Annotated in this window: 31 protein-coding genes; 14 read left to right on the top strand and 17 right to left on the bottom strand. The window is 60.2% G+C overall.

The features are described from left to right. Positions 1–34: 34 nt before the first annotated feature. On the bottom strand, positions 35–748 hold the full coding sequence (locus LVY75_21730; protein XAZ21450.1) for a DJ-1/PfpI family protein: 714 nt from the start codon (positions 746–748) through the stop codon (positions 35–37). Positions 749–976: 228 nt separating this feature from the next. Between LVY75_21730 and LVY75_21735 the strand changes: the two genes are divergently transcribed. The 3 genes from LVY75_21735 (at position 977) to LVY75_21745 (ending at position 4,849) form a co-directional block, all read left to right on the top strand. Further along, entirely contained in the window at positions 977–2,383 is a 1,407-nt protein-coding gene (locus tag LVY75_21735) for a DUF1254 domain-containing protein (GenBank protein XAZ21451.1), read from the top strand. A gap of 13 nt (positions 2,384–2,396) precedes the next feature. Then, entirely contained in the window at positions 2,397–3,428 is a 1,032-nt protein-coding gene (locus tag LVY75_21740) for a DUF1214 domain-containing protein (protein XAZ21452.1), read from the top strand. 152 nt (positions 3,429–3,580) lie between these two features. Next, positions 3,581–4,849 (top strand): hypothetical protein, encoded by a 1,269-nt coding sequence (locus LVY75_21745; GenBank protein ID XAZ21453.1) that lies wholly within the window; start codon positions 3,581–3,583, stop codon positions 4,847–4,849. A 71-nt stretch (positions 4,850–4,920) separates the two neighbouring features. On the opposite strand, the gene LVY75_21750 is transcribed toward LVY75_21745, so the two are convergent. Further along, positions 4,921–5,121, bottom strand: a complete 201-nt coding sequence (locus tag LVY75_21750; protein ID XAZ21454.1) for a hypothetical protein — start codon at positions 5,119–5,121, stop codon at positions 4,921–4,923. A gap of 124 nt (positions 5,122–5,245) precedes the next feature. Here LVY75_21750 and LVY75_21755 point away from each other — a divergent pair, with 124 nt between their 5' ends. After that, complete coding sequence (locus tag LVY75_21755) at positions 5,246–5,686, top strand: hypothetical protein (protein ID XAZ21455.1); 441 nt, start codon at positions 5,246–5,248, stop codon at positions 5,684–5,686. Positions 5,687–5,743: 57 nt separating this feature from the next. Here LVY75_21755 and LVY75_21760 read toward each other — a convergent pair whose 3' ends face one another. Next, positions 5,744–5,953: a hypothetical protein gene (locus LVY75_21760; protein XAZ21456.1), complete on the bottom strand. Its 210-nt coding sequence runs from the start codon at positions 5,951–5,953 to the stop codon at positions 5,744–5,746. 158 nt (positions 5,954–6,111) lie between these two features. Between LVY75_21760 and LVY75_21765 the strand changes: the two genes are divergently transcribed. The 4 genes from LVY75_21765 to LVY75_21780 all read left to right on the top strand — a co-directional run bounded on the left by LVY75_21765 (position 6,112) and on the right by LVY75_21780 (position 8,839). Next, positions 6,112–6,498, top strand: a complete 387-nt coding sequence (locus LVY75_21765) for a VOC family protein (protein XAZ21457.1) — start codon at positions 6,112–6,114, stop codon at positions 6,496–6,498. 300 nt (positions 6,499–6,798) lie between these two features. After that, entirely contained in the window at positions 6,799–7,554 is a 756-nt protein-coding gene (locus LVY75_21770) for an SDR family oxidoreductase (GenBank protein XAZ21458.1), read from the top strand. Between the two features lie 50 nt (positions 7,555–7,604). Continuing rightward, complete coding sequence (locus tag LVY75_21775) at positions 7,605–8,009, top strand: cupin domain-containing protein (protein XAZ21459.1); 405 nt, start codon at positions 7,605–7,607, stop codon at positions 8,007–8,009. Positions 8,010–8,086: 77 nt separating this feature from the next. After that, complete coding sequence (locus LVY75_21780) at positions 8,087–8,839, top strand: SDR family oxidoreductase (protein ID XAZ21460.1); 753 nt, start codon at positions 8,087–8,089, stop codon at positions 8,837–8,839. 242 nt (positions 8,840–9,081) lie between these two features. On the opposite strand, the gene LVY75_21785 is transcribed toward LVY75_21780, so the two are convergent. Then, a complete protein-coding gene (locus LVY75_21785) occupies positions 9,082–11,034 on the bottom strand; it encodes a hypothetical protein (GenBank protein ID XAZ21461.1) in 1,953 nt (650 codons plus the stop codon). 245 nt (positions 11,035–11,279) lie between these two features. On the opposite strand from LVY75_21785, the gene LVY75_21790 reads away from it, so the two are divergent. Beyond that, complete coding sequence (locus tag LVY75_21790; protein ID XAZ21462.1) at positions 11,280–12,083, top strand: RDD family protein; 804 nt, start codon at positions 11,280–11,282, stop codon at positions 12,081–12,083. Between the two features lie 267 nt (positions 12,084–12,350). Here the strand turns inward: LVY75_21790 and LVY75_21795 are convergent, their stop codons facing one another. From LVY75_21795 to LVY75_21805, 3 genes are all read right to left on the bottom strand, one after another. Beyond that, positions 12,351–12,509, bottom strand: a complete 159-nt coding sequence (locus LVY75_21795; GenBank protein XAZ21463.1) for a hypothetical protein — start codon at positions 12,507–12,509, stop codon at positions 12,351–12,353. 731 nt (positions 12,510–13,240) lie between these two features. Further along, complete coding sequence (locus tag LVY75_21800) at positions 13,241–14,581, bottom strand: FAD-binding oxidoreductase (GenBank protein XAZ21464.1); 1,341 nt, start codon at positions 14,579–14,581, stop codon at positions 13,241–13,243. Positions 14,582–14,810: 229 nt separating this feature from the next. Beyond that, a complete protein-coding gene (locus LVY75_21805) occupies positions 14,811–15,155 on the bottom strand; it encodes a helix-turn-helix domain-containing protein (protein ID XAZ21465.1) in 345 nt (114 codons plus the stop codon). Between the two features lie 106 nt (positions 15,156–15,261). Between LVY75_21805 and LVY75_21810 the strand changes: the two genes are divergently transcribed. Beyond that, on the top strand, positions 15,262–16,008 hold the full coding sequence (locus LVY75_21810) for a glucose 1-dehydrogenase (protein ID XAZ21466.1): 747 nt from the start codon (positions 15,262–15,264) through the stop codon (positions 16,006–16,008). 112 nt (positions 16,009–16,120) lie between these two features. On the opposite strand, the gene LVY75_21815 is transcribed toward LVY75_21810, so the two are convergent. The 3 genes from LVY75_21815 to LVY75_21825 all read right to left on the bottom strand — a co-directional run bounded on the left by LVY75_21815 (position 16,121) and on the right by LVY75_21825 (position 17,977). Then, positions 16,121–16,675, bottom strand: a complete 555-nt coding sequence (locus LVY75_21815) for a GNAT family N-acetyltransferase (protein XAZ21467.1) — start codon at positions 16,673–16,675, stop codon at positions 16,121–16,123. Between the two features lie 7 nt (positions 16,676–16,682). After that, positions 16,683–17,186 (bottom strand): pentapeptide repeat-containing protein, encoded by a 504-nt coding sequence (locus LVY75_21820; GenBank protein XAZ21468.1) that lies wholly within the window; start codon positions 17,184–17,186, stop codon positions 16,683–16,685. Positions 17,187–17,419: 233 nt separating this feature from the next. Beyond that, positions 17,420–17,977 (bottom strand): NUDIX hydrolase, encoded by a 558-nt coding sequence (locus LVY75_21825; protein ID XAZ21469.1) that lies wholly within the window; start codon positions 17,975–17,977, stop codon positions 17,420–17,422. A gap of 251 nt (positions 17,978–18,228) precedes the next feature. On the opposite strand from LVY75_21825, the gene LVY75_21830 reads away from it, so the two are divergent. Beyond that, entirely contained in the window at positions 18,229–18,993 is a 765-nt protein-coding gene (locus tag LVY75_21830; protein ID XAZ21470.1) for a lysophospholipase, read from the top strand. A gap of 151 nt (positions 18,994–19,144) precedes the next feature. Here LVY75_21830 and LVY75_21835 read toward each other — a convergent pair whose 3' ends face one another. Both LVY75_21835 and LVY75_21840 read right to left on the bottom strand, forming a co-directional pair. After that, the gene (locus LVY75_21835) at positions 19,145–19,594 is read right to left on the bottom strand and encodes a DUF4168 domain-containing protein (protein ID XAZ25797.1); all 450 of its coding nucleotides are present in this window, start codon (positions 19,592–19,594) and stop codon (positions 19,145–19,147) included. A 166-nt stretch (positions 19,595–19,760) separates the two neighbouring features. Next, positions 19,761–20,909, bottom strand: a complete 1,149-nt coding sequence (locus tag LVY75_21840) for an AraC family transcriptional regulator (protein ID XAZ21471.1) — start codon at positions 20,907–20,909, stop codon at positions 19,761–19,763. A gap of 668 nt (positions 20,910–21,577) precedes the next feature. Here LVY75_21840 and LVY75_21845 point away from each other — a divergent pair. After that, positions 21,578–21,778: a hypothetical protein gene (locus LVY75_21845; GenBank protein ID XAZ21472.1), complete on the top strand. Its 201-nt coding sequence runs from the start codon at positions 21,578–21,580 to the stop codon at positions 21,776–21,778. A gap of 162 nt (positions 21,779–21,940) precedes the next feature. Here the strand turns inward: LVY75_21845 and LVY75_21850 are convergent, their stop codons facing one another. Next, entirely contained in the window at positions 21,941–22,417 is a 477-nt protein-coding gene (locus LVY75_21850) for an Lrp/AsnC family transcriptional regulator (GenBank protein XAZ21473.1), read from the bottom strand. Positions 22,418–22,520: 103 nt separating this feature from the next. Between LVY75_21850 and LVY75_21855 the strand changes: the two genes are divergently transcribed. Further along, complete coding sequence (locus tag LVY75_21855) at positions 22,521–23,054, top strand: alpha/beta hydrolase (GenBank protein XAZ21474.1); 534 nt, start codon at positions 22,521–22,523, stop codon at positions 23,052–23,054. A gap of 77 nt (positions 23,055–23,131) precedes the next feature. Here LVY75_21855 and LVY75_21860 read toward each other — a convergent pair whose 3' ends face one another. From LVY75_21860 to LVY75_21870, 3 genes are all read right to left on the bottom strand, one after another. Further along, on the bottom strand, positions 23,132–23,629 hold the full coding sequence (locus LVY75_21860) for an SRPBCC family protein (GenBank protein XAZ21475.1): 498 nt from the start codon (positions 23,627–23,629) through the stop codon (positions 23,132–23,134). Beyond that, on the bottom strand, positions 23,619–23,972 hold the full coding sequence (locus tag LVY75_21865) for a helix-turn-helix domain-containing protein (protein ID XAZ21476.1): 354 nt from the start codon (positions 23,970–23,972) through the stop codon (positions 23,619–23,621). Before LVY75_21865 ends, LVY75_21860 begins: the two co-directional genes overlap by 11 nt. A 249-nt stretch (positions 23,973–24,221) precedes the next feature. Next, the gene (locus LVY75_21870; protein XAZ21477.1) at positions 24,222–25,193 is read right to left on the bottom strand and encodes a quinone oxidoreductase; all 972 of its coding nucleotides are present in this window, start codon (positions 25,191–25,193) and stop codon (positions 24,222–24,224) included. Positions 25,194–25,275: 82 nt separating this feature from the next. Here LVY75_21870 and LVY75_21875 point away from each other — a divergent pair, with 82 nt between their 5' ends. Further along, the gene (locus tag LVY75_21875; GenBank protein ID XAZ21478.1) at positions 25,276–26,136 is read left to right on the top strand and encodes a LysR family transcriptional regulator; all 861 of its coding nucleotides are present in this window, start codon (positions 25,276–25,278) and stop codon (positions 26,134–26,136) included. A gap of 75 nt (positions 26,137–26,211) precedes the next feature. Here the strand turns inward: LVY75_21875 and LVY75_21880 are convergent, their stop codons facing one another. After that, entirely contained in the window at positions 26,212–26,739 is a 528-nt protein-coding gene (locus LVY75_21880) for a DUF4142 domain-containing protein (GenBank protein XAZ21479.1), read from the bottom strand. Positions 26,740–26,759: the final 20 nt, after the last annotated feature.

Raw genomic sequence — 26,759 nt, forward strand, 5'->3', positions numbered from 1 at the left:
TCTCTCGCCGGGAAGAAGGGGCGGTAGCCCCCACTCACCGCAAAGCCAGCGCCTCCAGCGCCGCCCGCATCTCGCCATGCGCGGCACCATTGCGCTGCAGCATCAGCGCCTTCGCTGCCTCGCTCGCCTTGTCGGGATGGCCGCCATCGAAGGGTGGTGCGGGATCATATTCGATACCGAGCTGGATTGCCCGGGCGACATCGCCGCCGGCAAGTTCGGCGATGATCGTGAAGGCGAAATCGATGCCGGCCGTGACCCCGCCCGAGGTGATGATATTGCCATCGCGCACGGTGCGCGCCTTCTCATGTGTCGCACCGACGAGCGGCAGCAGATCCGTATAGGCCCAATGCGTCGTCGCCCGCCGTCCCCGGAGCAGGCCGGCGGCGCCAAGCAGGAAGGCCCCGACGCACACGGATGTCGCATATTGCGCCTGCCGTCCCTGATGGCCGATGAAATCCACCGTCTCGGCATCGTCGAGTGCATCGACGACACCGGCGCCGCCCGGAATGCAGATCAGGTCGAGCGCCGGGCAGGTCTCGAAACTCTGCCCCGGAAGGAAGCTCAAACCCCGATCGCTCGCCACCGGCTCCAGGTTCTTGGCGATGACATGCGTCTTGACGTTGGGAAAGCGTGATGGAGCCGTCAGCGACGGCGGTGTTGAAAGCCGGCTGAGCACCTCGAACGGCCCGGTGAAATCGAGCTGGGTGATGCCGGGAAAGATCACGAAACCAATGTTGAAATCAGCCATGCCACTCCCCCCGAAATGATGCATGCGATTGCCTGGACGATCATCGCATTTGCCGCCCGTGGCTGCAATGGCGAGCTGTTGCGGCCGGCCCTGCCCGTCCACTTGTCGAGCATGGGTGGTCCGCACGCTTACGCCCCGATTTACACCGGCATTTACGGTTGCGTACTTCCGCCGGCAGTTTCAGCCGTGGCACCCTTCGGCCCCGGAGCTCTGGGCTGGAGGTGACGCATGTTGCGCCTGGTGTTTGCATTGACGATCGGCCTGCTGTCGGCGGGTGCGGCTGCCGCGCAGGACCATTCCGCGGCGCAGGAAGTGGAAGAGCGCCTGGCGCGCAGCCGGGCGACGGAAGCGGTGATCTGGGGCATGCCGGCGGTCAATACCCTGCTCATGTACGACCAGATGATCGCGGCCGGCGGCAAGGCCGGCGAGATCATCTACTGGGGCCGGCCGCTCGACTGGCACAATCAGACGCTGACGCCCAATCCCGATACGCTCTATTTCATGGGCTTCTACGATCTCGGCAAGAGCGGCCCTGTTGTGGTGGAGATTCCGCCGGCCGGCGACGACGGCTCGCTCAACGCCAATTTCGTGACCCTGTGGCAGACCTCGCTCGAAGATGCTGGCCTGCTCGGCATCGACAAGGGCGTCGGCGTCAAGTTCGTGATTACGCCGCCAGGCTTCGAAGGCAAGCTGCCCAGGGGCCTCCAGCGGCTCGCCGCCGACACCAATACCGGCTATTTCCTGATGCGCTCCAACCTCAGGAGCCATGGCGAGGCAGATGTCGAGAAATCGATCGCCTATGGCAAGCGCGTCAGGTTCTACCCCCTGTCCGAGGCAAAGGCGCCGCCGCAGACGGTCTACCGCGACATCAAGGACGCCGACTTCGATTCCACCATCAAATACGACCCGAGCTTCTTCACGCTGCTTGACCGTGTCGTCCAGAGCGAGCCCTGGCTGCCGCGCGACCGGGCGATGATCGACCAGCTGCGCTCGATCGGCATCGAAAGGGGCAAGCCTTACGCGCCCGATGCCGCAGCAAGGAAAGCCCAGGAGGAAGGCATCGCCGATGCCAGGGCCTGGCTCGAGGCGCGTTATGATGCGGGCTTTCCGGCCTTTTTCGAAGGCACGCACTGGACCATACCGGCCCTGCCGGATGCTGTTCAAGGCCAGTCCACCACTTATGCCGAACCGGACAAATATGCCGTGGATGCACGCGGCATCGGCTATAGCTACGCCTATATCGCGATCAAGCGGCTTGGCGTCGGCCAGTTCTACCTGATCAACATCAAGGACAAGACCGGCAAGAGCTATGACGGCGCCCGCGCCTACAAGCTGCATGTGCCGGCCGATGTACCGGTAAAGCAATATTGGTCCGTCACCGTCTACGACCGTGAGACGCACGCGCTTCTGAAGGGTGCCGATCGCGCCAGCCGCGCCTCCAATGCCGCCGAGATCAAGAAGAATGCCGACGGATCGGTGGACATCTATTTCGGGCCGAATGCGCCCGAAGGCATGGAAACGAACTGGGTGCCGACCATTCCCGGCCGCCAGTTCGAGCTGATGTTCCGCCTCTACGGGCCAACGCAGCGCCTGTTCGACAAGGCCTGGACGCTGGCGGATGTCGAACCGATGTGAGGAGAGCAAGGTTATGGCCGCGAAGAAGACAACTCTCACTGCCGCGTCGGTGGCTCTGCTCCTCATGTCGGGCGCAGCATCCGGCGCCGATCCCATCAAGGTCACGCCGGATAATTTCGTGCGCGCCGAGAGCGACATGTACATGGCGGCATCGTCAGGGGAAGCCGGTCTCGGAAAGCTCTTCCACCGCCGCGAACCCTTCGATGTGAAACACCAGACGGTCGTTCGCGGCAATCGCGACACGCTCTATTCCAGCGGTGTCTTCGATCTCGATGCCGGACCAGTGACGATATCAATGCCGGATGCGGGAAAGCGCTTCATGTCGCTGATGGTTGTCAATGAAGACCACTATGTCACCGATGTCTTTCACGGGGCCGGCAGCCACACATTCACAAGGGATGGCGTGGGCACGCGTTACGTCCTGATTGCCGTACGCACCCTGATCGACCCGACCAAATCAGGCGACGCCGACGAGGTGCACAGGCTGCAGGATGCCATCAAGCTCGATCAACCAGGCGGGCCTGGTACGCTGGACATGCCCGCATGGGACAAGACGAGCCAGGATACGGTGCGCAATGCGCTGCTGGCGCTCAATACGACAATGGAAAGTTTCAACAAGGCCTTCGGCAGGAAGAGCGAGGTCGATCCGGTTCATCACCTGATCGCAACGGCCGCCGCCTGGGGCGGCAATCCCGACAGCGAAGCGACCTATCTGAGCGTCACGCCCGAGAGGAACGATGGCAAGACCCTCTACAGGCTGCATGTTCCCGGTGACGTGCCGGTGGACGGTTTCTGGTCGATCAGCCGCTACGACGCGGCAGGCTATTTCGTCGAGAACCCGTTCAACGCCTATTCGGTCAACAATATCACCGCCGCCAAGGGCGCGGACGGCTCCGTCGACATCCAGTTCGGGGGCTGCGACGGCAAGCTTGCGAACTGCCTGCCGATCGAGGCCGGCTGGAACTACACGGTCCGCCTTTACCGGCCACATCAGACCATACTGGACGGAAGCTGGAAATTCCCGGCTCCGCAGCCGGTGGATTGAACGCCAGCAATGCCGCCGCCTCGAAAGACCCTTCCTCAACCCGTGACCGATGGATGTGTTTTTGCGACAATTGGCAACTTTAACGAGCCGACTGGTGAATTCTTAATGCCAGGCTGTTAACACCCGCCACCATCGCAATGATGGATTAGAGCATGCAGCCAAATACTGATTGCAAATCTCCGGGCTCAAAGCTGGCCTACAGGACGCTTGGCATATTGGCGGGACTGGCCTTCTTCGCGGTCGGATCATCGCCGCTTGGGGCGCAGGGCACAGCTCCTGCCCCAGTCACTGATAACGCCGGAACCGTCGGCGAACGCGTGCAGGCCGCCACCGAGGCGCTGGTGCAGATGTTCGATTTCGGTGCGGATCTGAGCCCGAAAACGCTCATCGATACCTTGCCTGGCGACTGGGCGATATTGCCGCCGGATCACGGCCTGCCGGCAAACAAACTGAAGACGTGGTGCAAGTTCAACAGCATCAATCTCAAGCAAACCGATCCACGCTATCCGATCTTTGACGGTCAGAGGGGCCCGGAGGGCATCGCCAGGCGATTTGAATTGCGCCTGTCTGTCGGTGCAGCCATCTACTGGATCTCCAATGTTCAGGATGAGATGCATGTGCTGGGTTATGACAAGCCCGAAGCCACTGAAATGGCCGGCATGCGGCGCAACCTGGTCATAAAGAACAGCGTTCAGCAAGGCGAGGTCTTTCCGGTAAACGATGATGTGGTCGGCTTTATCAATCCAGCCGCCTCCACCACGCCGACTTTTCTCGTTCGATGCCCGGGTGAGCCCGAGGATACGGCAAGGACCGAACGAAATATCCAGACCGTGAGCACGATCGCGGAAACGCTAGCGCAACGTGCCGCGTTTTTCTCATATGGCCCGGATGGGTCGGTCCCCTTTGTCAGCAAGATGCAGGGCAGCTGGACATTGGTCGATGAAGCCGCCCGCCCCGAGGTGCAAAACAAAACACTCGCTGACCTATGTCATATCCGCCGCATCGAGATGCGGCCGGACCATCAGCCTCTGCCGATCCTGACCGCGCATGTCGCCGACACCTCTTCCGAGCAGGATCGCCCGGTGCCGGCATTGCAGGATGAATTCGAATTGCGGCTCGCCGGTGACGGTGAATTGTTGCGGGTGGCCCTGCATGATCCGCTTGCCGAGGTGAAGCAGGATCCCGAACGTTTTCGCGCTCCACCCGCTGCGAAAAACGACCTGGTGGCCAAACGCCTCCAGCAGGCAGCCATTGAGCGCTACCGTCAGGCGACATTGTCCTTCGTATCGCCGGTGACGCTTGTTTCGATCGACGACGACACGTTTATTGAAACCCCGAAGAACCCATGGAGCCAGGCTTCCAGCTACGGCACTGGGCCCGCGGCCTTCAAACGTTATTGGATGAGATGCCCTGAAAACTGACCTGCTGCAATCATCGCCGTGCCCGTCAGCGATGCGGCAAGCGACAGCGACAGAATGGGCGAGGTCTTCGGTCACTGCGCAATCGGCGAGGCCTGATCCCGAAGCTGCGCCCTCGCCGCGAGCATGATCTCGGAAAACCGCGGCAGCGGGCGCAGGCTGTCGAGGTCGTTGTCGTTTTCCATCCATGCCAGCAATTCCCGGCCGCTATTGCGAAACACGCGACCTTTGGCTCTCGAAAGCTCTTCACCAACGGAAACGGTCGGGTGCGTCATCTCCCCGCGCCCTGAAACTGCCTTGGAACTAATGACCTGCGAGACTGTTCAAGCTATGACGTTGAGACGACGCTGACGTGCCCGGCTGATTGGGTAAGCGGTGATTTTTGAGGAGCCTGTCATCATGAAGATTTCGTCCAGATTTCGTTCGGTCGCCGTTGCCGTCATCGCCACTGCGGGAGTTGGCGTTGCCGGCACCGCGCATGCCGATAGCGGTACGATCCGCTTCTCCGTCTACAAGGCCGCCTTCTTCGTCGGCGGCTCCGGAGGCGACGGCACGCTGACCTTCCATGGTCACCGATATCCAATTTCGATCGGCGGCATCTCGGGCGGCCTCGCCTTCGGCGCTTCCAAGACCTATTTCCAGGGTACCGTGAGCCACATACGCCGCGCTCAGGATGTGACGGGTGTGTACGGCGCAGCGGGCGGCGGCGGCGCGCTCGGCAAAGGAGCCCAGGTGATCGTCATGACCAATGACAAGGGCGCTCAACTGGAACTGACAGGCAAGCAGGTAGGCCTGCAGATCAACGCCGATATCAGCGGCATGAGCATCTCGGTGAAGTAAGGCCGTCGCTCGGCCTGGCGCCAGGGACGGTCATTGCAAGCTGATATCTCCGGCGCCCTATTTCCAGGCGGGCTCGTTTTTCTTCTCGTAGTCGCCAAACGCCTTCTTCAACCCGCCCAGCACTTCGGCTGCGGTCTCGAACATGGCCTTCAGCTGCGGCTCGTCGACATCGACGATGTCTTCGCGCAGATGGTCCATCATTTCCTGAAGGCGCATCTGCATTTTCTGCGTATGGTGTCGCGGCTCGCGATCGGCTTTGCTGTCCATCGGCAATCTCCTGGGGCTCTGCCAGCCAAACCTTCGACCACCGGTCCCGGTTCCCGATATCGCGCACCACGGCTACAAGGTCCCGTCCGGGACGCTATATCCGATGCCATGTCCTGCCTTGTCCGCTACCGCCAAGCCTATCCGAAGGAGGATTTGATATGGCTACCGTCAGCGTTCGATATATCGTCGACGACGTCGATGCAGCGATTGCATTCTATACGCAGTCGCTCGGCTTCGCGCTCACCATGCACCCGGCTCCGAGCTTCGCCATGCTGACCAGGGGTGACCTGCGCCTGCTGGTGAACGGCACGACGGGCCCCGGCGGCGCCTCCCAGCCGATGCCGGACGGGCGACGGCCCGAGCCCGGCGGATGGAACCGCATCCAGTTGGAGGTCGAAAACATCGAGAACGAGGTCGCACGCCTGAAGGCATCAGGCGCGGGCTTTCGCAACGACATCGTCGCCGGGATCGGGGGCAAGCAGGTCCTCGTCGAAGACCCGGCCGGCAATGCGATCGAATTGTTCGAGCCGCCGAAAAAGCAGTAGAAGCAAAGCACTACACATCATAGTTTATATGATGGTTGAGCTTCCCTTCCGCCGCTTTCGACCTGCTGTCGTGCCCGGACCGCAAGCGAGCGGCGGGTTCCGCCAAATATGGTTGCCCCCGATCGCATATGGGAACAATATACCTCCGCGATGCGAGATTGCCCCTCGGCCGAAGCCGACCGAGGCGACGACAGTCGATGTGTTCCACCTATCCAGACATTGAAATTCTCGCGGCTGTGTCGGTCTTGCGATCCTAACCTGGAACTCCGGCCCAAGAGGGCCGCGGGAGGAGAACCTGTTATGAAAATCGTTCTTATCGGAGGCACCGGCCTCATCGGATCGAAGACTGCGGCGCGTCTGCGCGAGAAGGGCCACGAGGTGCTGGCCGCTTCCCCGAAAACCGGCGTCAACACCATCACCGGGGAAGGATTGGCAAGCGCGCTGGCCGGGGCCGACGTGGTCGTCGATCTCTCGAACTCGCCGTCTTGGGAAGATCAGGCGGTGCTGGACTTCTTCGAAACATCGAGCCGCAACCTGCTCGCCGCAGAACGCGACGCCGGCGTAAAACACCATATCGCGCTCTCCATCGTCGGATCGGAACGACTGCCGCAGAACGGCTATTTCAGGGCCAAGCTTGCCCAGGAAAGACTCATCAAGGCATCCGCCGTTCCCTACACGATCATTCATTCCACCCAGTTCATGGAGTTCCTCAAGGGCATCGCCGATGAAGCGACCGTCGGCACTGTCGCCCGGCTCTCGCCCGCGGCCTTCCAGCCGATAGCCTCTGACGACGTTGCCGACATCGTGGCGGATGTCGCCCTTGCAAAGCCGATCAACGGGATGATCGAGATCGCAGGCCCGGAACGCTTCGGCATGAACGAGATCATCGGCCGTTACCTGAAGGCGATCAACGATCCGCGCACGGTCGAGGCGGATGTCCACGCGCGCTATTTCGGCTCGGAGCTCGACGATCGCTCGCTCGTGCCGGACGCGGGCGCGAGGCTCGGCAAGATCGGTTTTGCAGACTGGTTTCGCCTGTCCGGGCAGCCCCGCTAGCCGGGGCTCCCGACACGCATTTTTGCACGGCAACGAAGAGGGTTACGACGATGAATTCTGCCCTATCCGCATTGCTGGTGGCAGCCGGCATCTGCCTCTCTGGCACTCTGGCTATCGCCGCCGAGGACACGGCGAAGGTAAAATCGCTCATGAGCAAGGATCTTCCCGACTATCCGGGCAAGGAAGGTCTCATGATCTCGGTCGATTACGGGCCCGGAGGCTCCTCGCCCATTCACAAGCATGAGGCGGACGCATTCGTCTACGTGCTGGAAGGCTCGATCGTGATGCAGGTCAAAGGCGAAAAGGAAGTGACCCTGCATCCGGGCGATACGTTCTACGAAAGTCCTTCCGACATTCACCTGGTCAGCCGTAACGCCAGCAAGACGAAACCGGCAAAGTTCATCGTCGTGCTGGTCAAGAAAAAGGGCGCTCCGGTGGTGTTGCCCGTCAAATGACAGCGCGACAGCGCCGGCCGGAAGCCCGGAAGGCCTGATGCGTGGATTGCAGATACTTGGAAACAGGGAGCGGATCGATGAAGGTGACGGTCATGGGAGCAAGCGGGCGCATCGGAACGCGCCTCGTGGAAAGCCTCAGGCAGGCGGGGGCTGAAGTCGTCCTCGCATCCCCGACGTTCGGCGTGAACAGCGTGACGAGGGAAGGCCTGAGGGCCTCGCTCACCGGCGCGGACACTGTCATCGACGTGACGAACGCGGCATCCTTCGGAGACGATTCCGCGCTGGAATTCTTCCGGACATCCACCCGAAATCTGCTGGCCGCCTCTGCAGATGCAGGGGTCGGGCACTATCTCGCGCTGTCGATCGTCGGAACCCCGCACCTTGTCGAGAGCGATTATTTCCGCGCAAAGATGGTGCAGGAGAACCTGATCAGGGCGGCGCGCCGGCCCTATACGATCGTCCATTCGACGCAGTTCTTCGAATTCATCAGCGGCGTGATCGACATGGCCGCTGATGGCAGCGATATCCGCCTTCCCTCCGCCTCCATGCGGCCCATCGCGGCCGACGACGTCGCCGACGTCCTCACCCGGCTGGCGCTGAAACCTCCGGTGAATGATACGGTGGAAATAGCCGGGCCGGAGCGGTTCGCCCTCGATGAAATCGCCCGCATACTCGTCGCCGCGAACGAAGACATGCGCGAGGTGATCACCGACGAGACCGCGCGCTACTATGGCGTCGAACTGAACGACGACACATTGCTGCCGCGCCAGCCCGCCCATGTCGGTCCTGTCAGGCTCGCGGACTGGCTGAACCGGTCCATGGCCGATTAGGTATCGATCCCGGCCCGAAGTGGCATCGCCTTTGTAGCCGGACGAGAGAAATCGGTATTTTGACACTAGGTTCCGGAATTTTCAGCTATGAAAAGATCACTGTCGTCAGCCTTTGAAGGCTGTTCAAGGTGCTCTCGAAGGATCCATGTTTTAAGACAGCCACCGAACTAGCCGAATGCTCACGGCGAATTCGACCATCGCCGCGACGGTTCCCGGACAACAAACCAGTTCGCTTTATTTCTTCACAAACCAAAGAACGCACGAGCGGCGTTCACAGCGGCAGGAACCCATTCCAGGCCAGGAATGTGAGAAAAAACGGTCAGTGCGGTGTAACCAATCAAAGACACGATTGTGTACCCGATCCTCTTTTTTAGATCATCAGTAGCCCACTGATGTGGATGCTTGAAGACAGCGGAAAAAAGGTTTGCGAACGTTCTGGCTTTCGCCAAAATTCGACCTCCCCGAGCCTCATTGTGAAGTGTCGGCCATCGCGCAGATTGGTTCAAAGTATCGGGGACTTCCGGATCAACTATTGGGATCTCGGCGATCCCCTCGGCAACTATCGACGTTGTTGTGTCAAGTGCCTGCTCCTGTTCATCCGAGACCCTCACTCCGACGCCATCCTTGACGAAGTCTCGCCAGTCTTGGAACCGGGAAAGATATTTATCGACCGCCTCAAGATGCGCTTTCAGATCTGCCAGAAGTGGTCCCATGAGGGTCTCTTCTTCTTCCGCAAGCACTTTCTGTCCTGTCCAAAACTCTTGCCCGAGTTGCAGGATGTTCCTTTCGTCACCAAGCACTTTCGCTATATCCGCGAACACGCCCTTTAACGTTGGGCTGCAATTTGCCCCCTCGAGCACCTTCGCTATCCGAGCGCCTTGATTGACCAAGTACTCTTTCTGCGCGGTGGCGAACTTTGCCTGCCCGACCTGAGGGCCGGTTTCGAGCTCAACAACCTTTAGCGCATTTTCTGTCAGCTGATAATGGAAGGGAGCAGGCTCCTGGTCTCCAGTAAGCTCTTCGAGCCGCTCTCGAAGCTGTGCTGACGGTAACGCCTCTGACTGGTAACCATCGATCTTTGCTGGCCAGTTTGACAGTCGGCCGAGTTTGGTGACCAATTCGACCACTCGGAGGTCCATAGCCAGCACATTCGCGGCCTCTCCCAACTGTGCAACCGCAGACGCGTCAATTTCGACTGCACTTTGCCATCCGACCGCGAGGACTGCGATCGCATGGTCTAGGCTTCCTTGGTGCAACGCCTCAGAGAGCGGATCTCTGATCATGCGCAGTCGGTCGAGAATATTTTGGCCACGTGCTTGCTGTTCAGGATGTTCGTTGACAATTCGAGCGACCGCTGTCTCGAGCCCAGAGACCACTTCCAATACATCGCTGACCGCCCCAACAAACTCCGGCGGCAATGCCTGGTCACCAATATCGATAGATGCAGTCGAGGCATCGCTTGTGACGGCGTCGCCAATATCATCCGTATCTTCAGTCAATAAAGCGGCTATTCGCTGGTCTACATAACCTCCGAGCAGGGTCAGGCTCGTTTCGATTGTTGTGCAGGCCTGTTCGATGGAAGGATAATTCGCTTCCATCACAATTGTTCTCACGCGACCGACGGTGCTCTCGACGAAGGACTTCGTGCGGTGATCGTTTTCGTCCACCTCGAATTCTTGCAGAAATAACGCTATATTGTCCAACAGGTTTGCTCCGCGACGAACCCCAGGTTGGGCTTGGGCTGTCGTCGATTCACTAATCTCTTTGGCAATCACCGAGACATCGGCGGCAAGTTGCTCTAACAGATCTCGGATCGTCTCGAAGTGTAGCGCCGCCTCATACCCGGCAGCTCGCTTGGTCGCCGCGCGAGTGACCGCCTCGTAAGCATCGCGTACGAGCACAATCGATCCATTTTCACGAACGCTTCCAAGTGGAGCGAGGACCGCCATTGTCGCGGAATTTGCGAAGTCACTCACATCGCTTTCGATCCGGTCGAACGCATCGAAATCTATAGCGAATGATCCGCTGCTTTGAGACCGCTGCTGCTTGAACCGTTCGTGAAAGTCGCGGATTGTTACCAACGCAACGTCGCGAGCCGCGAGCGCTTTATCACTGCCGGTTTCAAGATGAGTAAGATCGTATTCAAGATTTGTAAGGGCGACGGACAGTCGATTCCAGCTTTTTTCCGACGGCATTTGATTCTCTCAAGAGCAGCATCGCGTCTGTATACCTCACCGTGGGGTTGTCGTCATCTTTGAGCCGCTTTAAGTTGCTGGCCTTGTCGAAATCTCTCTGGACCGAGAAAAAACGACAGTTTTCGGAAACAACTTAACTGTCTCTCGCTCACACCAATATTTACACGCTTAGGCAGAAATAATACGACGCCTAATGGGAACGCGACTGTTTTCTTCATTCGGATCGCATTGGGGGCAGAGTAAACGTGGACATCAACATCACGCAGGCTCATCAGAGAACGTTGCAACCGCGACTCTTTTGGAGGCGTGCAATCGCCTATCTGATCGACATGACGATTTTTGAAATAGTGCTTGGGGCGGCAATGCTCGTCGTTCCATTGAACTTCGGGACACCCCTCTTCGAGAGCACACAGTGTGAAGAAGTTACTTCCGGTCCGTTGGTGGAAAAAGTCGAGCGCGAATGGCCCCTGAAGCCAGCAGAGACAAGAGGCAACCAAATCTGCCTAACCCGCGAAATCTTGGGCCTGGAGAGGCGGTACTTCCAGACGACGGTCATCACTGACAATGCCGGCGGCGCTTCTGCTTCTTGGCGCTCGGTATCGGTGGCGCTGGATCAAAACGGTGACCCGGTCGAAGGGATCGGGGATATTGTGGGACCGCTGGTCGGCGTTTTCCTTGTATCACTTGCTTTTTCATCCTTGAGTGCGAACGGTCGAAGAACGCTGGGCAAAAAGATCCTGGCGATACGGGTGGTCACTGTCGAGGGTGCCCCGCCGCATTTTCGCAGAGCTTTGAGAAGAGAACTGTTGAAGTTATCACCGTGGATTGCCTTTGTGGGCGTTGACACAATCGTTGCCGCATCTACCTCGCAAGGCTTTGATGCCATGCTCCGTTCTGCACATGACGGCGACGCATCTATCACTATTCAAATAGTGGTGAGTGCAGTCTTGAGCGTGTTCGCGCTGGTGTGGTGGCTCTTGCCGCTCATCAGATGGCGAGGCCAGATGTTTTATGATCAGCTAACCGGCTGCGCGGTACGCCGTACGTGAGACAAGTGCGCCCGCCCTGGCGCCGCTGGATGAAAATTTCACGGCAGGTCAATCGCGGTATCGTTCTAAGAATCAAAGCTAATTATTTCACGGGGCATTCATGGAAGGTTCGACTAAGCCGGAAAAATTGCGGGTGTTCATCGTGATTTTGTTTGCTCCTGGTTATTGCTCGGCTTTGTTTCGTCGGCCGTGGTGGTCGGTTCCAATTTCATTCCGTCGGCCGAGTGGTTGGCATGGACAAGTCCTCTGCGTGTCATTGTAGGCTCCCTATCCGCCGCGCTTTTTGTCTGGATTTTTTGGAAAGGCGCCGGTGTGAGTAAACATAAGCGCGTCATCGGTGTCATAGTCGGCCCGTTCATGGGTTACTTTATGGCAAGTAATATCCTGTTCATCTGGCCATTGCTGCTCCCACTGATCGCAGGCCATGAAGTTGCGCTTCCGTTCACGGTACTTCGACTAGCGGATCGCTTGGGAAAGAACTGCTATTCTGCAGTGATATTGGAGGACACGCCTTTTCTTATTGGCCAAGTGTGCAACGTCCCGGATGACGTTAGATCACGCCTGTCACCCGGCATCGGCGTCTTCGTACGCGGCTGGGGAACGCGTCTCGGCGTGTACGCGCATGACTTGAGCCTGACGTCAACGGACCTCGCTTCGCGAAAGTTGGCCGTAGAGCCTGACGCACGGCATGACCACATGAGAAACTCCCCCATGGAAGTCGTTTGGGAGCCGGATTATCGCTAACCGATTGATAATTCTCCATATTGTCTCGTTACTGCAAATTCCCATCGCCATGTGGAAATCTTCTTTAGATTCAGGCACCTTTTTGTCGATGAATGGCTGGTCGCCCAAAAATAAAAATAGAGAGAATACCTCGATCCACGGGCGTTTGAAGGCATCCTGAAGACCGTCGCTGCTCTTTTCGAAGACACTTCGAAGAAACCGACCCACGCAGCCGCGGTTTCGCGAAATGGTGGATATTTTCTTTTGGTACTGACAAAAGATAAGCCTCGCTCGTGATCGATCCTTTGGCCTACAGCCCCTGATTTTCATGCTATTCGCGCAGCTTCCCGGAAAATCCCAGACAATCCCGCATTTTCCGGATTTCGGTGTCAGACAACAGCCTTCGTGTTTTCATTGCCGTTGCGAACAGAAACTCACGCCTGCGGCGTGATGTTCTGGTTGAGACGAAACAGGTTGTGCGGATCGAGCCGCGTCTTCAGGCGCGCAAGACGCTGGTACTTTTCCGCGCCATAGGCATCCAGGGCGACGACCGAGCCGGCATCGGCCTGCTCGTTGACGTAGTTGCCCGCCATCGAGAGTTTCGAAAGCGATTTACCGGTGGTCCGCCCCCAGGCAATGCAGCGCTCGTCATCGGCAGCGTCGTCCCAGACCGGCTCTGCAATCCAGTAATAGCCTGCTCCTCTTCCCGTATAGGCCGTTGCGTCGTCCGCGATGTCGGAGATGGCTCCGCCGAGTTGGATCGCATAGACCTCGGAATCCGGCGTTGGCGCATCGGCGACCGAGAGCAGCATCGTATCGATTGCTTCATCGCTGACATCGGACCAGAAGCCGCCCTTGCAATAATATCGCCGCGACCAGGCGAAGTGCTCGTCGTTGCGGCTCTGGAGGGTAAGATAGGGCAGCCTGTCGATGCTCCCGACGCCGCCATCGGCCAGCACGCCGAAAGGCGACAGGGCCGCGTGGGCAAGGGCATCATCTCCCGACCAGACCGTCGTCACGTTCAGACCCGTGGCGGTGACGGTGAAGCTGAGGGTAAAGTCGCGCGGCTGACCATGCGTCCGGTCGCGCAGCGCCAGCAGGGCTTGCCGCATGCTGGCCGCAGGATAATCCCATCGGCCGACCGCGATGGAAGCAAGCGGATGCATCCTGAACTTGAACCGCGTCACGACGCCAAAGTTGCCGCCGCCGCCGCGAATGCCCCAGAAGAGTTCGGGGTCGGACGTTTCGCTGGCCCAGACGACATCGCCGGCAGCGGTCACGATCTCCGCGCCGAGCAGGCTGTCGATGGTCAGGCCATATTTCCTGCTCATCCATCCCATGCCGCCGCCGAGGGTCAGGCCCGCCACACCCGTATGTGAAATCACGCCGGCCGGCACCACATACCCTTCAGGAACAGTGGCGCGATCGAGATCACCAAGCAATGCCCCGCCGCCGACCTCGATCGTGCGCGCCTCCCGATCGATCGTGATCGCCGCCAGTTCGGAAAGATCGAGGACAAGTCCGTCATCGCAGGTCGAAAATCCCGGAAGACTGTGGCCGCCGCCGCGCACCGCAAGCAGAGCGCGCGATGCAGCCGCCGCATGTACCGCTTTCCTGACGTCATCGACGCTTCGCGGGCGGACGATCGCGGCAGGCCGCCGATCGGCGACGCCATTCCATACCTTGCGGTAGCGTTCGTAATCCTGATGGTCCGCAGTGATGACAGGGCAGCCGTGCCCGACCAGAGAAAGTTCCCTCAGCAGCAAATTGGACATGGCGCGTCCCCCAACGTCGCACAACCTCCGGCACATACTGACCCGATCCCGGGCATCAGTCGACCGAAAAATCAGACGTCACTAATATGCCATCCGGCCTACGTTAATGTGACGACCTTCGATGAAGAGGATCTGATCTCGATGGGTTTGGGCGCCCTCGCCGGCTGGCAGCCGTGCAACCGTCCAGCACACCCGTCAGGCGAAGGCCAGACAGCAACGGCCAGGGAAATCAGCCTACGTTCGCGACATCGGTGGGCTGTCCGTAGGCGCTCAGGATGGCCCTGACGAGGCCGGGGAAGCGTTCCTCCACTTCCTGGCAGCGCGAGTGGTTGCGCATCTCCACGCCCTGACGTTCGCCGCGGATGAGGCCAGCCTCGCGCAGCACCTTCATATGTTGCGACAGCGATGATTTGGGGATGACGCGCCCGCCGAGTTTGGAAAGCGCAGCGCAGGTGCCGCTGGAGCCGAGCCCCGCGATCTGTGCGAAGATCGCCACGCGCTCCGGATCGGAGAGCGCATAAAGGATCGCTTCCGGCTTCAAGTCCTCGATGGCTGGATGAAAGAGCGGTCTCATGAATTTGATATAGGGCTACTTGAAATCGAGATCAACAGTTCCGAATTTCTGAACTATGGAACAATGCCGTCAAACCCGGCGGCAATCCAGGTCGAAAGGAACTGATATGTCTAAGCTTGCTGGAAAAGTCGCCGTCGTGACGGGAGCCTCCAAGGGGATCGGCGCTGCGATTGCCAAGGCACTCGCCGCTGAAGGTGCAAAAGTGGTGGTGAACTACGCCTCGAGCAAGGCGGGTGCAGACGCAGTCGTCGAGGCGATCGCTGCCGCCGGCGGCAAGGCAGTCGCGGTGCAGGGCGATGTTTCCAAGGCGGAACAGGCAAAGGGATTGATCGACGCCGCGGTCAGGGAATATGGCCGTCTCGACGTATTGGTCAACAATTCCGGCGTCTACGAATTCGGCGCGATCGAAGAGATCACCGAGGAACACTATCACCGCCAGTTCAACGTGAACGTTCTCGGCCTGCTGCTGACCACCCAGGCCGCCGTCAAGCATATTGGCGAGGGCGGCAGCATCATCAACATCTCCTCCGTGGTAACAAGCCTCACTCCGCCTGCCTCGGCCGTCTATACCGGCACCAAGGGCGCCGTGGACGCCATCACCGGCGTGCTTGCCAAGGAGCTCGGCCCGCGCAAGATCCGTGTCAACGCCGTCCTCCCCGGCATCGTCGAGACCGAGGGCACGCACACCGCAGGCGTCATCGGATCGGATTTCGAGAGCAACGCGGTCGCCCAGACCCCGCTCGGTCGTATCGGCCAGCCCAACGACATCGCCACGATCACGACCTTCCTCGCTTCCGATGATGCCGGCTGGCTGACCGGCGAAAAATTGGTCGCCGCCGGCGGTTTCCACTGATCGCCTGTTGATAGCGGGCGTGCCCTTTCACGGGCACGCACCCTGCCCCGGCTTCGTCCAAGGGCGATCGCACCAGGGGACTATCGATGCGGGCACTCCTGAAATCGGCGTCTCACATGGCCTGACCGGCGATGCAGCCGAACATCCTGAAATCGTGAAACGCGTTTTTGAACCACGCTTTCTGGCGGAGCGTCCCCTCATAGCGGAACCCGGCCTTTTCCAGAACACGGTCCGATGCCGTATTGCCGGGCAAGGTCCATGCCTCGATCCGGTTCAGGGAGAAGTGATCAAATCCGCATCTCGTGACGGCCCTCACCGCTTCGGTCATCAGCCCGTTTCCCCAGACCGAAGGGTGCAATTCGTAGCCGAGCTCGGCCCATTTCCAATGCTTGTCGATAGTGTTGAACCTGATGGCGCCGAGAAGCCGGCCCGAGACGCGATCCTCCATGATCCAGGCGCAGCCCTTTCCCTTGGCATGGGCCTCGCACATCCATTTTATCGAGCGTCGGGTCTGGGCTATTTTCGGGGCATCCGGCCAATTCGAAAAGCGGGTAACCTCCGGGATCAGGATAAGCTCGTGGAAATCGTCGCAGTCGCCCATATCGGGCGAGCGCAACTTCAACCTGTCTGTGAGGAGCAGAGGAAAACCGCTTTTCGAATGTCCCATGGCAGGATCAGGACGCCTGCGATTTTCTGTAGGCCGCAACGATCTCTTCGAGCGGCACCCCGTCGAGCATGGCGCCAGGCATGCGGCAGTTCGAAAAGGTGACGCCTGAGAGATTGATGTTCTGGAACTGTGATCCCGACAGATTGACGTCGTTCACGTACCAGCCGGTCATGTTGCTGTCGTTGAATTTCGCACCGGAAAAATTGATCTGGTTGAACCATGTTCCCGTGAGATTGGCATCGTTGAAACGTGATCCCGACAGGTCGGTGTCATTGACATCGAGCCTTTGCGTCGTCCGATGCAGCATAATCTCGTCGCCGACGACCGAGAAGAGCAGCGGCTTGTCGCCCGCATCCTGCCCGACCGCAGCAGAAAGGGTGTTCCAATCCTTCACGCCGAATTGCTTTGCAATCAGTTCCAGGCAATCGCTGTGAGACAGCTCGATCTTGCGATCGCTGAGAGCCTGCCGCAGGGCTTTCGCCATGCCCTTGATACCAAGTGTCCTGAGCATTCCAGTTCCTCCAGGGCAATCAAAACGTCAGAGCTCACATTGCTGACCGACTGCCGAAGGGCTGGAAGTCGAAGGGGGTATCAAAAGTGTTTTCACCATACCAGGTTTGGCGTGAGCGGCTGGCAACACAAGGCCTTGGCGAAATTACTACCTGCCGCCCCGCAATTGTCAACAAGCCGGAAAGGCCTGCTTTGCCGATCCTTTCAAGGCACCGGCCCCGGCCTGCCCGATGATTATCCGAGCCGGCCGGCAGCCCGCAGCGCCAGAAGGATCGACGAGACATGAAGGGCCTGCCCGATCAGGCCGGACTGCAATCCGTCCAGCACCTCTGGTATCGGAAGGGCATGAACGGTCAGGCCCTCCTCGCCGGCATCGAGCCTTTGCTGATATCTGGGCTCGGCGCCGGTCGCGAGAAAGGTGTGAAGACGGTTCGTGTGTGAGGCCGGGTTCGGATAAAGCGTGCTGACCAATTGCCAGTTCTCGGCAATGTAGCCGGTCTCCTCTTCCAGTTCGCGGCGGGCTGCCTTTTCACTGTCGATATCCTGCTCGTCGAGGCCGCCGCCCGGTATTTCCAGGAAGAACCTGCCTGCCGCATGCCGATACTGGCGAACAAGCAGGAGGCGATCGTCGGTGGTGATCGCGACGATGTTGATCCAGTCGGGATAGGACAGCACGTAATAGGGAGAAATCCTCACGCCGCCCGACGTCAGGCAGTCGTCGGCCCGCAAATTCAGCCACCGATCCTGCAGGATCGCCGTGGATTTGATCACCGTCCAGCCGTCGTCCTCCATTCGAAAATTCTCCCGCTTCGAACTCATCGATCCCGAAGACTAAAGCATGTCGCGCAAAACTGTGCAGCGGTTTTGCGGCAACGACATGCGTAAAAACAAAGACCTGAAACGCGGCAGGCGGATCTGGAGGATCGCGACGCGCTTTAGGTCGATGCGCACCGGTCGGCCATGGCTCATGCCTTGCGAAATTCATTGCAGTTTTCGGTTGGCGTGTGGGAGTTTGCGTCAGTGGAAATCGGGCGCGAATCCAGATGGCGGCAGGTCTCACCAAGCTTGAGAAATACTTCATTCCCTCCGGCGAGCCGGATGCCCGACTGGAGATTGTCGCGGCAAGGGCCCGGCGCGAAGGACCATATCCGACCATCGTCTTCAACCATGGCTCAACCGGACGCGGCCACAACAAGTCCTTCTATACGAGAACCGCTAGCCCGGCTGTCGTGGCGAACCATTTCGTCGAACGGGGCTGGATGATCCTCTTTCCGCAGCGTCGGGGCAGAGGCAAATCGGGCGGAGCCTATGGCGAGGGACTTGCTCCTGACGGTTCCGGCTATTCCTGCAATGTCGAAATCGCCATTGCCGGCTTCGAGCGCGCCGTCGAGGATATGGATGCTGTCGTGCGCCATCTGCGCGAGCGGCCCGATGTGGAGCAGAGCCGGCTTGTCATCGCCGGCGTCTCGCGCGGCGGCATCCTGTCGATCGCCTATGCGGGCATGCGCCCGGGGATCTTCCGGGGTGCCGTCAATTTCAACGGCGGCTGGCTCGGCAGAGGCTGCGCCAATCATGAGATCGTCAACCCGGCGATCTTCGAACGCGGAGCACCGGCCGGGATTTCGACGCTCTGGCTGCACGGCACCCATGACCAGTACTATCGGATCGAGCACTGCCGGGGAAATTTCGAAAGGTTCCGCTCGGCGGGCGGACAAGGGAAATTCATCGCAGCGGCCGCGGGCCATGCCCTGATGTTCAAGCCGGCATTATGGGCGAACCATCTCGATCAATACATGGAGAGTCTATAGCCGCTGGGCCGCCAGACAGGATGTCGATCCTCCCTTTGCTCAGCGGCGATGGAGGGAGACAGGCCAGGATGGTGCTGACCTCGCCCCAGATCGAGGTGTATTCCTCGACGTAATCCTCTGCAATTCAAGGATTATGCAGAAACGCGCAGCCCTATTGCTGCTGCTGCGCCGGCGGCGGGGTGCCGATCTTTTCCAGAACCTTCTTGGCGAGAGCCGGGTCGCTCTGTGCGGCCGTCAGGATCGACGAGTATTCCTCGACAGAGATGTCCTTGGAGGCTTCGACGGTGTCGACCATCTGCTTCTTGGCTTCTTCCTGCAGCTTCTGCTTCGAAGCCTCGTCCTTCGTCGCGCCGATCTTGGCCGAATATTCCTTCCTGACCTTGTCGACCTGCAGATAGGCAACGGCAAAGGCCTCGATTTTCTGATCGCTGACGGGTGCGGCTGCACCATTGTCGCCGCTCTGCCCCTGCATCGGCGCCTGGCCCTGTGCCGACGGCTGCTGTTGCGCCTGGGCCATCTCCTCGGCGGATGCCGGGCTGAGAGCAAGCAGGCTGAAGACCACAGCGGTCATCGTTGCGACGGGTGTGTAACGAGTGATCATAGTCATTCCTTTTCACGTGCATGATTTGATCGGCAGCAGGACCGCCTCGGTCGATCGCTCAGCCGCTGGGGGCCGGCGAGGTCGCAACGATGGACCGCCAAGAGGGCACGGTGCGGCGGTGGCGGGGCAATTTGCTGACGATTGAGCGGCAGCTTTGTGTCAGGGATCAGCCTGCAAGCGTCAGCCAGTCGCCGATCGTTGTCCCATGATGCCGCGTGGAACGCTGGGCCGGAACAGCCGGGCGCTCGGTTGCCACGGTCTTGCGGATTTCACGCGGGCTCACTCCGAATTCGTGGCTGAAGGCGCGCGTGAAATTGGCGGCGACGGCAAAACCTGCGGCCTCCGCAATCTCGGAGATCGGCCTGCTGTCGGCCGGGTTGCTCAGGTCCGCATAGGCCTGCAGCAGCCGCCGCTTGCGGATATAGTTCAGCACTCCGCCGCTCGCTTCGAACAGCTGGTAGAGCCGTGTGCGCGAGATGCCCACGGCGCGGCAGATGGCGTCGGGCGTCAGATTCTCCGATTGCAGGTTGAGATGAATGTAGCGATGCGCCCGCTCCATTATTCCCATGCCGGTCTGCATCTGCCCCGCATCCGACCTCATGGACGCGGCAGCACATGCGACGACCATGTCGGCGATCGTCTGGATGATGCGCGGCACCTCCCCGGTCGTCAGGCTGCTGAGCTTCGTTTCCAGGCCGGCGATATAACTGACGAGCAATTCAGCCAGGCTGCCGGACAGAAGCGTGTTGTTGGCGCCCTGGAGGATGCTTGCATCGACGGCCAGCAGTTCATAGGGCAGGAAGACGAGCACGGCGACGCTATCGGTCATGCGCCCGCGATAGGGATAACCGAGAGATCTGAAAAACACCTCGCCGGCAGCCGTTTCCGTGACGTGACGGCTGACCTCGGTCCAGATCCGGCCGCTGCGAAGCAGGCCGACATTCCAGTGGTCGATCGGGCTTGAACGCAGCATGGATTGATCGCGGATATAGCCATGCGCCTGTGTATGCTGCTGCACGATCAGCATGCTGCCGAGATGCCAGCCGGTCTGTTCGGCAAGAAACCCATCCTCGGGCGATTTTCCGTCCGGCAGACGCACATCCACGAGCGGCGCCATATGCGCGCGCCAAGCCTGGAACTGGTCTTTCGCCGGCAGATCTTTCGTCGAGAAACGCAAGGGTACCAGCGCAGGCGCGACATCCGCACGCAGCTCCTTCTCCGCGGCCGGCTCGCGCGGCCACCGCCGCCGCTCCAGATGGGCCGGCCACGCCTGCCCCGCAGCGGGGTCATCTCCAGATCCAGAACCCGTAGCCATCCAATCCCTCCAGCGTGCCAACCGATCCGACCGGGCCGTTGAAATCGAAAATGAACAATCGCTTATTTACAGCAAGATCGCCACCGGAAACCGCCCTGGCCGGGAATCGGCGCGCGGTCACCCCTTTAAGTTGTTTATCATAATCCCTTTGGAGCAGAAATGTACGCAACGATAATTTTCAGGACGGGCGGATAACGACAATTGCGCCCCATGGCTGTATTTAAATAAGCACGGTCAATTCCCTGATGGAGACGGAATAGACCGGAATATTTCACCTGACAGCGCCCGACAGGGACGGAGCAGCTCCAGGTGAAGCGGCAAGAACCCAAGTAAAAACACAAGGATATGAAGAGGCAGTCATGAACTGCCCGGGAAATATTCGTGCGCGTTCTGCATAGGCTTCGGCCATTGCGGAAACTCTTCGTCACACAACCCGCAGCCGTCAAAAAGAATACTTATAACCGGCTACGGAGTCTTCCTTGATCACTCGACTGGGGGAGGATCGAGGCGATCGCTGGCAAGGCCATGTGAGGCGAAGTGAGGGGTTGCGCGCAAGCTCAGGCGCTTGAGTCTATGCGTATGAGCCTGACGCTGACGCGCAACCCCATTCTATCGAACCTTGAGAATTCTGATGCGAGCTGCCCGGTCATGGGCAAACGGAGGCTAAGATGATCACTACGGAAAACCAGAACTACGTCGAATTGAAAGTGACTTCGAACTGCCGCAAGGAAGTCGAAATCGCAATGATGGCAATGCTCGGCAATCTGCAGAAACACGGATGGTCGGCAGCTGAATTGGCACTGGCCCTTGCCGATGCCTCCGAAGAGCTTGTGATGCTGATCGCGAGCAAGACGGTGCGATCTAATTAGGCTGTCGTGACGCATTCGTCATGCAAGCCGGATCATCATGCTTTCGAGCGTGATGAGAACAAAGAGACGAACGGCGAGTTGGTCGTATCGCGCTGCGATACGACGCCGCTGTTTGAGCCAGGGAGAAAATCCCATGGCACCCCTGTCGCGATGATCGCGAAATCAGCCCTTAATGATGAGCTCGCGCCCGATCCGTTTGGGAGGCTCGCTGCGTAACACGATCGCAGTGTTGACCGAGCCATAGCGGGCAACGGCATCGACGATGCCTTCGAGCTCGGCCGGCGACGGCACGATGACCTTCAGATGGAAGCAGTCCTCGCCCGTCAGCCGGAGAACCTCGATGACCTCGGGCATTTCGGAAAACTGCTTCAGGCAGGTCTTGATATGTTCGTGCGTGGTGCGCAGGCGGATGATCGCCATCATTCCTAGCCCGACCGAAGCCGGATCGACGACAGCCCTGTAGCCGCTGACGATGCCGCGTTCTTCAAGCCGCTTCAGGCGCTCCGATGTTGCCGGCTGCGAGAGGCCGACTTTTCTTCCAAGTTCGGAAACGCTGATGCGCCCGTCGCCCTGCAGAATTTCGATCATGGCAATATCGGTTGGATCGAGCTCGGCACGACTATCGAAATATTTCGCCATCGACTTTGAATCCATCGGTTTGCCGCGGGTTTTTCCGATGAATGCCAATTTATCCAATCTGAGTAAACGGTCATGTTCGCGCGATAACCACGAAAGGCGAAGCATGACCGCGATCATCCATCTGCCGGGCATCGGCAATTCCGGAACGACCCATTGGCAGAGCCATTGGGAGAATACCGATCCCTCCATCCGCCGCTTCAGCCCTGCGAGCTGGGACGAGCCTGATCTTTCCGACTGGATTGCGGCGCTGGAAGAGGCCGTGCGTGCGGCGCAAACGCCACCTCTACTCGTGGCTCACAGCCTCGCCTGCCTGCTCGTCGCTCATTGGCATGACGTGTCCGATCTTCCGGTAAAGGGCGCAATGCTGGTGGCGGTGCCGGATCCGGCCTCTCCGGCCTTTCCGTCACAGGCGGCAGGCTTTGCCGACGTACCCGGCAAGCGGTTTCGATTTCCGTCGCTCATCGTGGCAAGCACCGATGATCCCTATGGCTCGCTGCCCTATGCCGAGAGGCGGGCAGAGCAATGGGGAAGCGAACTGAAGGTGATCGGAGCGGCGGGCCATATCAACGGCCAAAGCGACCTCGGCGAGTGGCCGGAAGGTCTGGCGCTCCTGGGAAATTTCGCAAGCCGCCTCTAGTCCGCCTTGCCGGCATGGCCGCGCCTTGCGGCACCGGGACCGGCCGCGCCAGGCGGCCGGTCTGGGAAACCGGCGATTTACGCCCCTTCCGCACCGAGGGTAAGAAGCAGCTCGTCCAGCTGTTCGAACTGTTCGGGCAGCCCGCCCTCCGCCCCGGAATTGGCCTCGAAGGCTTCCTTCGAGGGATAGACTTCGCGCAGGACCAGCAGCGTCTTGCCGTCTTTTTCCTCGAAGGTCACCGTGGTCACGGCAGCGTCATCGCTTTCCTCATTCGTCCAGACCAGGCGCGCGTTCGGTATCACGTCGAGATATTTGCCGAAGAATTCCATCGCGCTCGCGGCATCGTGGCCAAACGCAATACGGTAGCCGCCTCCGACGCGCACATCCATCTCGCAGGAAAGCATGGGCACGCCCATCGACTTCGGCGCCCACCACCGCATGAACAGCTCGGGCTTGGTCCACGCTTGAAACAGGATATGTGCCGGGCCGTTGAAGGTTCGCCTCACGACGAGTTCACGCTCGGACGTCCGTTCCACCGTCGTGGGGTTCTTCATGGGGGTAGGCTTACTCTCCATCGTCCTTCTCCTTCTGTTTCAGTTCCTCGACAAGCTTGTCCAATGCATCGAAGCGTGCGTCCCAGAGCTGGCGGTAGCTCTCGAGCCATGCCGCCTCTTCCTCCAGACGGCGCACACCGAGCTTGCAGGTGCGCACGCGCCCGACCTTCTGTGTGATGACGAGCCCCGCCCGCTCCAGAACGCCGACATGCTTCTTCATGCCGGTCAGCGTCATGCGGAACGTCTCGGCAAGGTCCGTGATCGACGCGTCTGCACGCCCGAGCTGCTCCAGAATGCCGCGCCTTGTGGCGTCCGACAGCGCGGCAAACGAGGTATCGAGACGGGTTTGTGAATACTGAACCATGTGGTTCAGTATATAGCCTATGGATCGGCGGCGCGCAAGGCGCGGTGCGGCAGGTGTCCATGAAAAACCCCTCCCCACAGGTGGGAGGGGCTAAGCCCGGGCGTACCGCCTCGCCTCTTCCGCAACGTTGCGTGGAGAAGCAGCTGCCGCACGTTAAGCCCCTCCTCCTTGTCGGGAGGGGTCGGGGTGGGGTTTTTCGTCGCCTCAAAACAGCGCCATCAGCCGCGGCAGCCTCCTGCCCCAGCCCGATCACGGCAGCAGAAGAATACTCCCGGCCGACCGCCCGCTTTCCATCTCCTCATGCGCGCGGGCCACCTCCGCCAGCGCATATTCGGCTGATATCTCGCAGACGATGCCCCGTCCCATGGCGGCGATCGCAGCTTCCGCAGCCTCGCGATATCGGCCGGGATCGGCGCACCAGGCCATGATGCTCGGATGCGAGAGCGATTTGCCGGGCCGCAGCTCCTCGACCGCAACGGGCGGGATGGGACCTGCGGCCTGTCCGATGGTAACGGCGGTGCCGAAGGGGCGCACGGCGCGGATGGTTTGCAGCAGCATATCGCCGCCGATGCCGTCATAGGCGGCATCGACGCCGTTCCCGCCGGTCAGCCGCTTGACCTCTGCCACGATATCGGCCCCTCGCCCGACGATCAGGTGATCGGCGCCATAGGAAGCGGCAAGGGCAGCCTTTTCCGGCGAGCTGACAGAGCCGATGACGGTGGCGCCGAGCGATTTCGCCCACCGCACCAGGATGCTGCCGAGCCCGCCGGCAGCGGCGTGGACAAGCACGGTGCTGCCCTGCCCGACATCGGTGACTTTCCTCAGCAGCATATAGGCCGTCATGCCCTTGAGCATCGAGCTTGCGGCGACCTTTGCGGAGACGGCGTCGGGAAGCGCCATCACCCTCTCCGTCGCGACGATGCGGGTGGAGGCATAGGCGCCGGCAGGCGGGCCGGCATAGGCGACGCGCTCACCCGGCCGGAAGCCGGAGACATCAGGGCCGATCTCCTCGACCACGCCGGCCGCCTCCACGCCGATGACGGCGGGATAGGAAGGCAGCGCATAGATCCCCTTGCGGTGATAGACATCGAGAAAATTGGTGCCGACGGCCTGATGGCGGATCCTGATCTCGCCGGCGCCGGGACTTTGTGGCGGCTGATCCTGCAGCCGGAACCGGGTGACATCGCCGGGGGCGTCGAGCAGGACGATCTGGTCGGGCATCGGTCATTCTCCTTCATGGGGTTTGCGGATGGGGGCAAACTAGCCGCTAGCCCTGTGTGTGAAAATTCCCTATCGTCGCACAATGACTGGGAAGGAATTCACACATATAGACTGGGATGATCTCAGGCATTTCCTGGCGCTGGCGCAGGCGGGAACCTTTCTCGGCGCGGCAAGGCAGATCGGCGTCGAGCACGCGACGATCAGCCGGCGCATTGCTGCGCTCGAGAAAAATCTCGGCCGCAAGCTCGTCGACCGCCGCGGTCGGCGCATCATCCTGACCGGCGATGGCGAGCAGGTTGCGAAACATGCGGCCCTCGTGGCCCAGCAGATGGCTGTCATCGAGCAGCTCGGCCGCGCAAGCGCCACGGAGACGCGCGGCCATGTGAGGATCAGCGCCCCGCCGGCGCTCTCGAGCGTGCTGCTGGCAAAACCCGTCGCCGCCCTCAGGCGCGAGCATCCGGGCGTGGAGATCACGCTTGTCGGCGAAAAACGCCTCGCCTCGCTGAACCGCCGCGAGGCCGATATTGCCGTGCGCATGTCACGCCCCGAAGATGGCGATTATGCCATCACCAGGCTCGGCGACATGGCCTTCCACCTCTATGCCGCGAAGAGCTATCTCGACAGCGTGCCGGAGGCGCAATGGACCTTCATCGGCTATGACGAGGGCATGAACGCCTCGCCGCAGCAATTGCGCCTGACCGAACTCGCCGCCGGCCGTCCGATCGCAATCCGCTCTTCGGTGCTGGAATTTCAGGCCGCCGCCGCAAGGCTCGGCGGCGGCGTGGTGCTGCTGCCGGATTTTGCTGTCACGGATGCGGACGGCCTTCAGCGCATCGGGGACGAAAACGCACTGACGCGGGAGATCTGGCTGGTGGTTCACGCCGAGATCAGGGACGTGCCCGCCGTGAGAGTGGTGATGGAGGCGCTGAAGAGCGCGTTTTGACGTAGTGCGGCCGCCTGCGATGCCCGGGTGCCTGACCTGAAAAGCACCGCAGCGCGCTGCCGGCGACCGAATGGCCTACTTGTTCAGGTCCTTAGCCATCTGCAGGTGATGCTCGAGCGCCGGCCGGGTCTTTGCGGCCCAGGCCTTCAGATCCGGATTGTCGCCTTCATCGCCGTAGCGCTTGAAGAGATCGACGGCATCCTCATGCGCCTCCTCCTGGTCGGCATGATACTGCTTGGTGAAATCCTCGCCCTGCAGGCTGCTGAGCTTGTCGAGCATCTCCTTCTGGGCCGATGTCATCGTCTGCGGGATCTTCGCCTGCACCTTGCCGCCGGAGACCAGCGCCTTCAGCTCCTGCGACGTCTTCTGATGATCCTTCACCATCTGCTCGGCGAAAGCCTTGGTCGCTGCGTCCGAGCGCGCGATGGCAAGCTTGCTGGAATCGATCTCGAACATGTCCGATGTCGCCGCCTCCGCAACGAAATCCTCTGTCTTCGGTGCAACCCCGAGGGCGGAATTGACACCGGTTTTCTCTGCGGCTGTCTGCGCAAGCACGGGCGATGCGATGAGCATGGCAAGACCGGCGATGAGAAAAGGCTTCATGATTGTTTCTCCTGATTGAG

It is taken from the genome of Sinorhizobium sp. B11 (assembly GCA_039725955.1).
Lineage (GTDB): Bacteria > Pseudomonadota > Alphaproteobacteria > Rhizobiales > Rhizobiaceae > Rhizobium.